This window comes from Micrococcus sp. HMSC31B01 (genome assembly GCF_001816085.1).
Taxonomy (GTDB): Bacteria; Actinomycetota; Actinomycetes; order Actinomycetales; family Micrococcaceae; genus Micrococcus; species Micrococcus luteus.
In genome coordinates, this window is sequence record NZ_KV825269.1 from 1 (window position 1) to 7,663 (window position 7,663).

A 7,663-nucleotide genomic window follows, 5' to 3' on the forward strand; every position below is an offset into this window, starting at 1 on the left:
CGGGGGCGTCGGGAGCTTTGGGGCAGGGGACCAGAACAAGCCCGCCCGTAGGTCCACTAGCCCGCGTAGCGGGCGCAGTAGACCGAACCACCACACCAACCACCGGCCAGCACGGCCACCCCCACCACCGGCGCGATCTGCCGAGTGGACATACCGGCGGCCGAGAGCTGCGCGACGACGGGGCGGCATGTGGACAACCCGCTCACCGTCCCCCGTGGTCCGCTACGGTGGGCATCAGCGCCGCCCGACACCCCCCCCTCCGCTCGGGCCGCGCTAGGCGCCCCCGGGGTCCCGCCGTCTCTGACGGTCCCGGGGGTGCCGCTCTGTCTAGTGGAGGTCGTACGGGTCGCGCCACGCCGACGCCTCGCGGTCGATCCGCTCGCACCACGGCCCCGGCACCCATGCCTCACGGTGCGGGCCGGCTGGATCGTCCTGCCAGTGCAGCAACACATGGGACGGGGACCAGCGGACCACCTTCCCATCCACCGTGGACCCGTCCGGCAGGGTCGCGCGCACATACGGCTCACGCCTATACCGCGCAGAATGCACCTCGGCAGGGCTACGGAATGCGGGGCCGTCGAACGTCTCGATCACGCCGGGCATGATGCACCGCAGGGCGGACAGGCTAGGCGCTCTGCCCGCTGCCCGTGGTCCGCAGCCCGGCATATGACGCCCGGGCTCGGAGCTTCTGTTTCTCGTGGGCGCGGTCCACGCCCTCCTGCACGCGCTGTTCCATCTGCACGCCGGTGAGCGCCTGCACGCGCAGCGCCAAACGGTCACGCGGAGTGAACGGGAACCGGCCCATGATGGACATGAACCCGTCGATCCGGGTCAGCTTGTTCTCCGTCCACATCTCCTCGTATGCCGCCGCTGCCAGGGCCAGCAGGTCCCATTCCGTCGCGGTCAGCTCGGGCGCGATGGAGGACTCCCCCAGACGCTCCCAGAAACGCAGCGTGGCCGCGCTCCAGGGCCGATCACGCGGCGGGAGGTCCGGCTGAGCGGAGGGCACGATCTCTAGCTCACGGAACTCCGGCCCCGGTCGTTGACGGGATCGGCGATTCTGCGGTTTCGGGTAGTTGGGCATTGGTGGTCTCCAATCGGGTAATCCAGTCGGTGAGATACGCGGCGCGGCGCTCCAGGCCGTCCCCCTCGGCCCTGGCGCGTTTGACGCGCAGGTGACGTAGGCGGTTGTGCGCCCGGTAGCGGCAGGGGTCCGAGCACCAGCGCGGAGGGCGTCCCCTGCCGGCCGGGATGATGCGATTTCCGCACATCAAACAGGTCAATCGCGGCATATTTTCGTGTCCTAGCGAAAAAGGCTGAACCCGGCACACAGTCAGCCGCAGACATACGCGGCAACCAGGAGGAAGGCCGGGGAAGAGGGGGATGGGGGGGGTCTGAGCGCCTCCCTGACGCCCGTTCTCCCGCCGGTCGTCCTCCGGGTCGTCGCGGTCGTGTGCGTGCGTGTACGGGCCGCACAGGGCCGCGCCGTGGCGGTCACGGTCGCGGCCCTGTGTGGTCGTCGGTGGTGCTGGTCAGGCGGTGTAGCCCGGATGCTCGGACGCTCGCGCGGCCTGTCGGTTCGCTTCGGCGGCGTCGGCCACGGCTTCGGCCTCCGTGTCGCCCTGGGGTGCGTCCCATTTGGGGCGCTGGTAGTCCAGGTGGGCCAGGGCGAGGAACCGGGCGTTGTCCGGGTCGGGCCGCCCGTCGATCCCAGGACGGACGACAAGGCCGTGACCGTCTCGCCATGCGCCGGGGTTCACTGCCGACTGCGCCAGCCGGTTCAAGTCGGTCAGCTCCTCGAACGTCGGCACGATGAACTCCAGGCGGGTGCCCCACTTGCCGAGCCACCGGCACCGGGCGATCACGTTGTCCACGTCCACCGGGAACCCGTCATCCCCGATGGGGCCGAACAGCTGGTCGGGCACGTTGTCGAAGAACTCCCGAGCGCCGGGCGCGTAGCGGAGCAGGTGGTCCCGGTCGGTCTGCTTGCGCAGCTGCCCCAGCGCGGCACGACGGTTGTTCAGGTGCGTGGCGTCCAGGTGCAGGGCGTCGCGGAACTGGCCGTTCTGCTTCACTCCCATGTCGCCGCCGACGCTTCCGTCCTCACGGGAGATGTCGAGGACGGCCCGGGTCTGCGCCTGCCGGAGTGCCGTGTACGCGTCCACGATCTGCCGGGCCTGGCCGTAGCGTTCCACCACGTCGGGGGCGGCGGTCATGGCTGCCTCGGCGTCCGTGGGCACGCCGGTCAGGTCGAGCGCCCGAGCGGCTGCCAGGATGGAGGGCAGCGCGTCGGCCAGGTAGTCGAGCACCTGCCGGCCGGCGGCGGCGCGGTGGCGGCGCTTGGGCGAGTACTCCCCGATGGTCGAGGCGCGCTGCGACTGGAGCGCGCTCAGCATGACGTTGCGGTGCCTGGTGCGGTCCTGGGCCTCCGCGTCACGTCGGAGGGCCTCCAGGTAGGCGTCCCAGTCTCCGTTCACGCGGGCCTCGGCGAACACGTCACGGGCGGGCCTGGCGTGGTCGGCGGCGTCCTCGGCGCGCAGCTCACGGATCAGCTTGTCGATCGCCTCCCCGGCCTCCTTGTCGCGGCGCTCCTCAATGTGGAACTCCGAGATGGCAGCGGCGATCTGCTCGGCGGCGGGGAACTCGGGGGCGGCGTTCTTGGTGGCGCGCTTGCGGGTGGTGGTAGTCATTCGTCGTCCTCCTCGGACGTGTTGGGGTGGTGGTGGTCTGTGCGGGCGGGGGTCATCCGCGCCGGCGCTGCTGGTCGGCCCACAGGGCGCGCCCGCGCTCCAGTGAGCCGGGTTCGCGCTCGGGGATGCCGGTGGGCGCCGGGCCGTGCTGGGCCTCCCACTGGCGGGTTGCCTTCCTGACCTCGGCGCGGCGCTTGGCCTCTGCCATGAACTTGGCCTCGCTGGCGGCGCGCTCCTGGGCGGGGGTGAGCCGGTTGGCCTCGGCGTAGGCGCGGGCGGCTTCGGCCTCCTGGCGGGCGTATCCAGCGGCGATGAAATCTGCGATGCGCTCATCCCGCGCCCGGTCGGCCTGGGCACTGGGCACGCCCCCGGGAGGGCCTGCGGTCATGTCCCGGGCGATCTGTGAGCCGTAGCGGGTGCCGTATCTCACTGCCCGCTCCGTCCTGCCAGCATGGCCACGAACTCGCGGACGGCCTCCCGGTCCAGGCGTTCGTCGTCGCCCGTGAACGTCGCCGGGTCGAAGTGGCCGGCCAGGGCTTCCCCGTCGAATCCGGCTCGGGCGGCCTCGGCCTCGAACCAGGCCGCGAACATCTCCCGGCGCAGCTCGGCGGCCTGGTCCACCGGCTCGGGGACAGCCTGGTCCTCGGTTCCGGTGACGGGTGCCTCCGTGCGGGGGCGGAACCCGAGCTCACGCGCCATGCGGTCCAGGTCGGCGGGGGTCGGGGTCGTGTTCTCGGTGGCGCTCATCGGGCGCTCCCTTCTGTAGTGGTGTCGGGGGTTATCTGCTGACGGCGGGGCGCGTGGGACAGGATCAGGGGGGATGCCAGGCCGCGGCGCACGAGGTCACGTGCGAGGGCGTGCAGCTCGCGGCGCTGGTCCGTGGTCCGGGTGACGCCCGCGCGGGCCATGCGCTTCTTGGTGCCTGGGTGGCGGCGCTGGCGGCTCATGCGGCCTTCTCCGTCTGGTCGGGCTCAGCGGGGGCGAGCTGCTGGCGGGCCACCTCGGCGGCGTCGATCAGGGCGAGGGCAAGCGCGCGCATCTCGTCCACGGTGAGCACCACGCGCGGGTGGGCGTCCGTGATGAGTGCGACGCCGGGCACCTCGCGGCCCTCGGGGTCGATCTGCACGGCGGGCAGCGCCTGCGCTCGGCGGGCCGTGCGGCGATTCTTCGTCCAGTAGGTTGCGTGGGATCGGAACAGGCGGGTCATCCCGTCACTCCTTTTTCGGGGTCGGCGGTGGGCAGCGGGGCGGCGGGTGTGCCGTCCGCGTTGGTCATGGGGGGACGGTCGGGGCGGGGTGCGCGTGGCCCCTTCCCGGCGGGGTGCCGCCTCATGGCGTCCAGCAGCTCGGCGCGTCGGTCGCGCCCGCCTCGTGCGAGGGCGATGAACCGGCGCACGTCGGCGTCGGTGTACGTGGGGCGGGCTCTCATGCGCGCTCCTGGGATCGGTTGAGGGCGTAGCGGATGCTGTGGCACTCATTCCGCAGGTATGCGAGCTCGGCGGCGATGCGCTCCAGTGCCGTGGTGGCGGCGTGTCTTGGTGTGGGCCGGGAGGTGGTGCTCACGGGTGGGCCTCCTTCTTCTTCAGGGCTTCGAGTTCGGCTTCGGCTTTTTCGGCGCGGAGTCGGTGGCGTTCGGCGCGGTCCATGTGGAATCGGAGCATTTGGCGCATGCTTTCCTCTGCACTGGGGCGGTCGGTGTTCGGGGTGTCGGTCATCGTTGGGCCTTTCTGGGGACGACGACGGCTGGGGGGTGAGTGGGTCCCAGTGGGTCCCGGTGGGGATTTTCGGGGGCCGTCTAGGGGCGCCTAAGTGGGTCCCAGTGGGTCCCACTGGGTCCCGGGTCACTGGGACCCGGGTCCCGTGAGTGGGTCCCGGTCCCGCTCTCTAAGAGCGGGACCCGGACCCACTCGGGGAACCATCAGGCGGGGAGGTGATGGAGGGTCGAGCGATTCGGACCGGGAGAGGTGAGCAGCTGCCCCGCTTCCACGAGGTCCCGGACCGTCGCCACCGTGTCCGCCTTCCGCCCGGGAACGGCTGAGATGATGCTGTTCAGGCTCGGCGGGCTGGGGCAGTCGCGGACCCATGCAAGGACGGCTGCGCGGCGCTCCTCCTCCGCCTGGACGGCGTGCGCCTCCGGGGCCACTTCCCGCGCCGGGGCTTCCAGCGTGAACACGATCCGCGACGGGTCGGTCGAGTCGATCAGGGCGACGGCGACGGCCTGAGTGCGGTCCGACTTCCGCCAGCTCCCGCCGTGAGGTCGCACCCGCCCGGGCCGATCCTTGCCGATCCGAACGGCGAGCTTGCCGGCCATTCCCACCCCCAGGGGGGCCAGAGGCTCCACGAGGAATGAGGCACCGTCCAGGGCGGAGAGTTTCGCCTGAGCACCGATAGCGAATCGCCCCCGGCCCTCCGTGGACTTGGTGACGTGATCCACCATGACGACGGCAGCACCCGTGGTGCGCGCGATCCGTCGTGGCAGGCGACGAATCCACCCGGTGACCTCATCATTGTCAATCGAGGGCACACCGGACACGCTCAGCGCCTCCGTCACCCCGTCCAGGACGGCCAGGGCGTACCGACGTTCCAACAGTCCCAGGAACGCGGACACGTCCGACCATCCCCCGTTGTCCGGGTCAGCCTCGGGTTGCACATAGTCCAGCCGTTCGGCCACCGCGTCCACAGGCGCGCCCAGCTTCAGGAGACGATCCAGCACGGTCGCCGGGTCCGATTCGTAGTCCATGAACAGCACCCGTCCGCCGTCTGTGAGCACCTGAGCGGCGACGGCGAGCATGAGCATGGACTTCCCCGACTCGGACTCTCCGGCCACGGAATGCACATGCCCCGGATACAGCAGCTTCACGCCGTCCGTGCGGGCCATGAGGCTCGGCTCCACAGCGGTCGCCGTCCCGTCTAGATAGGCCGACAGGTCTACCGGGGACCACGAGGGCCGGGACGGCGGCTCGGCCTCCGTCACGGCCCCAGGCGCCTGTGTGACGGCCTCCCGGACCGTAGGGGTAGCCGGGCCTGTCGGGCGGTCCGTGAACCCGTCAGCGGCCAGCGCACGGGCGGCGGCGGCATGGTCTCCCCCGTGCTCCAACACGGCGTAGGCACCGAACTTGGAATACGGCGTTTCCGGGTCGAACGCGGTGGACGTGCTGAACACGTACAGACCCCCGTCCTCGCGCGTGGTGGCGCTCGGCCCCTCGGCGGTGGACTTGCCCGGACGGGTCCAATGCGTCTCCGCTCCGGCCCGGTGGTGGACCTGCCAGCCGTGGCGGGTCAGCAGCTCATCCCAGGTCGTGCGGGCCGCGTACAGGTCGCCGGGGCGTGCCCCATCTGCCGGTGCCAGCGTTGAGGCGGGCCGATGCTCCACCGTGCGGGCGGGCGCGCGATCCAGTGCCCTGAACAGCCCGTGCAGCGTCTCGCGCTCAGCAGCGGTCAGCGTCGGCACCGTAGCCGGCCCACCGTCCAGGCGCTCCCACGCCCGGCCCGTCTTGTGCGTGGTCCCACCGGAGGGGGCGAGGACCACCTGCCCGCCCTGGCCCCGCGTCTCCGCGATGGTCTGCCGGGCCTCGGTGGCGGCGAGCTTCACGTTGCCAGGCACGTCCATGCCCTCCACGCGGTAGAACCAGTGGACTCCGCCAGACGGGGACCGTTCGCACCATCCCCCGTTCACGCGCTCCCAGAGCTCCAGCAGCCCAGCAGCCCCGGCGGCGCGTCCCACGTCCTCCAGCAGCCCGACATGAGCGCCTTCGATTTCCAGCATCTCCAGACCGCCGGAGAGGGCACCGCACGCGGCCCCGATAGCCCGGTGGCGGGGATCGTCCCCGCCGAACCATGCGTCGAGGTCGGCGGCAGTCGTCCGGTGTGACTGCCACGCCTTCAGCGCGGGGGCCTTGGTGCCGTCGTGGCGAACGGGGATCACGTTCACCCCGGCAGCGTGCATCTGTCGGGCCGTGTCGATCAGCGCGGCGCTCATGCGGACTCCTCCCATCCGTAGGTCTCGGGCACGAGGCGGCAGAGCACAACCTCGGCCCGGTGGCCGCGCGTGACGGCGCGGTCTGCGGCCCGCTGGGCGGGCTGAGCCTGGAGGAAGACGCGGCGACGGTGGCGGGGTTCGGGGTCGTCTGGCACTGTCACCACGAGCACGAAAACACCCGCGACAAGATCCGCTGAATCCGGTAGAATAGGAGACAGATTCGGGTCCGTGGTAGGTGCTGAATCGGTGTGGTTGGACGCCGTCCCCGGGGTGAGGGGGCGGCGTTCATTCTTGCTAGGGAACATTGGTTTTCCGATCTGCGCCGGGTGGCGCATCGTGACGGGCCGGGCTCTCCTTTTGTTCCCTCCCCGGCGTCGTCATTGGTGAGGTGTGCGGTTGCGGGGTCAGCCGTTCACAGCTGCGAACGTGGCGGGGTTTACCTCCTTCACGGCTCGGTCGAGATCGGCGCGACGGAATCGGATAGCGCGCTGTCCGATGCGGTACGCCTTGACTTCTCCACGGGACACCATGCGGCGGAATGTGGATTCTGAAATCCCGAGGTATTCGGCTGCGGTCTTGGTGTCGAACTCGAACGGGGTGGGGGTGTGCTTCACGGCGGGTTCCTTTCTGTGGGCACAAAAAAAGCCCCTTGCGGGGCTGGGTACGAAAAAGGCCGCCCCGTGTGGGACGGCCTGGAAATGGGCGCGTTGGAGGTACTTCTAGCGGTTGGAGGCGAACCTCTCTGACCGACCGTCGTGCAACGGATTTGGGCACATCGGATTAGCTGTGATGTCAGCGCCGGGTCCGGGGACCGCGGTCGGTTTTTGGGCGCGCTTCTCAGCGCTCCTGTCTACGTCGCCGGGTTGCCAGCGAGCGGGTTGGCATGGCTCTCAGCCATCCTGTCTACGTCGCCACCGAGGCAGCGAGCGGAGTTCTCCCCACCAATCCTCCGAGTGAAACCCAGCAGGGCCGGTCCCGTGGTTTCCGGCATGACG

General features: G+C 70.5%; 13 protein-coding genes. 1 reads left to right on the top strand and 12 read right to left on the bottom strand.

The genetic code is table 11. The features are described from left to right. Positions 1-327: 327 nt before the first annotated feature. From HMPREF3105_RS13280 to HMPREF3105_RS09420, 11 genes are all read right to left on the bottom strand, one after another. Positions 328-594 (bottom strand): hypothetical protein, encoded by a 267-nt coding sequence (locus tag HMPREF3105_RS13280; RefSeq protein ID WP_168168006.1) that lies wholly within the window; start codon positions 592-594, stop codon positions 328-330. Between the two features lie 31 nt (positions 595-625). Then, positions 626-1,009, bottom strand: a complete 384-nt coding sequence (locus HMPREF3105_RS09385) for a phage terminase small subunit (RefSeq protein WP_063189324.1) — start codon at positions 1,007-1,009, stop codon at positions 626-628. A gap of 523 nt (positions 1,010-1,532) precedes the next feature. Next, a complete protein-coding gene (locus tag HMPREF3105_RS09390) occupies positions 1,533-2,690 on the bottom strand; it encodes a hypothetical protein (RefSeq protein ID WP_070709363.1) in 1,158 nt (385 codons plus the stop codon). A 52-nt stretch (positions 2,691-2,742) separates the two neighbouring features. Beyond that, positions 2,743-3,120 carry a hypothetical protein gene (locus tag HMPREF3105_RS09395; protein ID WP_070709365.1) on the bottom strand — a complete coding sequence of 126 codons (378 nt, stop codon included), beginning with the start codon at positions 3,118-3,120 and terminating at the stop codon, positions 2,743-2,745. Further along, positions 3,117-3,437 carry a hypothetical protein gene (locus HMPREF3105_RS09400; RefSeq protein ID WP_070709367.1) on the bottom strand — a complete coding sequence of 107 codons (321 nt, stop codon included), beginning with the start codon at positions 3,435-3,437 and terminating at the stop codon, positions 3,117-3,119. Before HMPREF3105_RS09400 ends, HMPREF3105_RS09395 begins: the two co-directional genes overlap by 4 nt. Continuing rightward, a complete protein-coding gene (locus HMPREF3105_RS09405; RefSeq protein ID WP_070709369.1) occupies positions 3,434-3,637 on the bottom strand; it encodes a hypothetical protein in 204 nt (67 codons plus the stop codon). The genes HMPREF3105_RS09400 and HMPREF3105_RS09405 overlap by 4 nt, the downstream gene beginning before the upstream one ends. Continuing rightward, positions 3,634-3,897 (bottom strand): hypothetical protein, encoded by a 264-nt coding sequence (locus tag HMPREF3105_RS09410; RefSeq protein ID WP_070709371.1) that lies wholly within the window; start codon positions 3,895-3,897, stop codon positions 3,634-3,636. The genes HMPREF3105_RS09405 and HMPREF3105_RS09410 overlap by 4 nt, the downstream gene beginning before the upstream one ends. Continuing rightward, positions 3,894-4,118 (bottom strand): hypothetical protein, encoded by a 225-nt coding sequence (locus HMPREF3105_RS13040; protein ID WP_141762485.1) that lies wholly within the window; start codon positions 4,116-4,118, stop codon positions 3,894-3,896. Before HMPREF3105_RS13040 ends, HMPREF3105_RS09410 begins: the two co-directional genes overlap by 4 nt. After that, the gene (locus tag HMPREF3105_RS13285) at positions 4,115-4,252 is read right to left on the bottom strand and encodes a hypothetical protein (RefSeq protein ID WP_168168007.1); all 138 of its coding nucleotides are present in this window, start codon (positions 4,250-4,252) and stop codon (positions 4,115-4,117) included. The genes HMPREF3105_RS13040 and HMPREF3105_RS13285 overlap by 4 nt, the downstream gene beginning before the upstream one ends. Then, positions 4,249-4,404 carry a hypothetical protein gene (locus HMPREF3105_RS13290; protein WP_168168008.1) on the bottom strand — a complete coding sequence of 52 codons (156 nt, stop codon included), beginning with the start codon at positions 4,402-4,404 and terminating at the stop codon, positions 4,249-4,251. Before HMPREF3105_RS13290 ends, HMPREF3105_RS13285 begins: the two co-directional genes overlap by 4 nt. 203 nt (positions 4,405-4,607) lie before the next feature. After that, positions 4,608-6,668, bottom strand: a complete 2,061-nt coding sequence (locus HMPREF3105_RS09420; protein WP_070709375.1) for a bifunctional DNA primase/polymerase — start codon at positions 6,666-6,668, stop codon at positions 4,608-4,610. Between the two features lie 59 nt (positions 6,669-6,727). Here HMPREF3105_RS09420 and HMPREF3105_RS13295 point away from each other — a divergent pair, with 59 nt between their 5' ends. Next, complete coding sequence (locus HMPREF3105_RS13295) at positions 6,728-6,865, top strand: hypothetical protein (protein WP_168168009.1); 138 nt, start codon at positions 6,728-6,730, stop codon at positions 6,863-6,865. A 207-nt stretch (positions 6,866-7,072) separates the two neighbouring features. Here HMPREF3105_RS13295 and HMPREF3105_RS09425 read toward each other — a convergent pair whose 3' ends face one another. Then, on the bottom strand, positions 7,073-7,282 hold the full coding sequence (locus HMPREF3105_RS09425; protein ID WP_070709377.1) for a helix-turn-helix transcriptional regulator: 210 nt from the start codon (positions 7,280-7,282) through the stop codon (positions 7,073-7,075). Positions 7,283-7,663 lie beyond the last annotated feature (381 nt).